Raw genomic sequence first — 700 nt, 5'->3', positions numbered from 1 at the left:
CAGACCATCGCGATGCGGCGCGAAACGCTCGAGAAAATCGGTGGCTTTGCGCAGTTCGTGCATCACCTGGCGGAGGATCATGCGATCGGCGAAGCGGTGCGCATGATCGGCGAGAAGGTGGTGATTCCGCCGTTCACGGTGTCGCATGCGTGCGTGGAGTCCAGTGCCGCCAAGCTGATCGCTCATGAATTGCGCTGGAGCAGGACGATTCGTACAATCGATCCGGTGGGACATTTCGGCTCGGCGCTGATTCATCCGCTGGCGTTCGCACTGCTGACGGTCGCGCTATCCGGCGGGGCAGTATGGACATGGCCGTTCGTGGTGCTGGCGCTTGTCGTGCGGCTCGCGCTGAAGGTGCAATCCGATCACGCGTTGCGGCAGGTGCGTCGCGATCTGTGGCTGCTCCCGTTCTGGGATATCGTGTCGTTTCTGATCTTCGCGGCGAGTTTTCTTTCGACGCGGGTGATCTGGCGAGGCTTCAGTTTCAAGGTGGATGGCGACGGTTTGCTGTCACCGGTTCAGGACGAGTAAGGCGATGAAGCATGTGGGTCGTATTGCTGCGCTGCTGGGGCTGGTTGCGGCGCTCTGGCTGGTCGCGCGCGACAATCCGGGCGCGGTGCTGGCATTGATGCGTGCAGCGGGTGCTGGGCTGGTGCTGGCCGGCCTCGCGCACGTATTGCCGATGCTCGCCAACGCGTGC

1 protein-coding gene is annotated in these 700 nt (G+C 62.9%); it reads left to right on the top strand.

The window, feature by feature from the left end; genetic code table 11:
• On the top strand, window positions 1-531 hold a 531-nt coding region (locus tag FQ755_RS02325), incomplete at its 5' end, for a glycosyltransferase (protein WP_313957401.1).
• Between the last annotated feature and the right edge of the window lie 169 nt (window positions 532-700).

It is taken from the genome of Paraburkholderia sp. BCC1885 (assembly GCF_900996235.1).
Lineage (GTDB): Bacteria > Pseudomonadota > Gammaproteobacteria > Burkholderiales > Burkholderiaceae > Paraburkholderia.
Note: the sequence above shows the minus strand (reverse complement) of the source record. Positions and strands in the feature narration are given on the sequence as shown.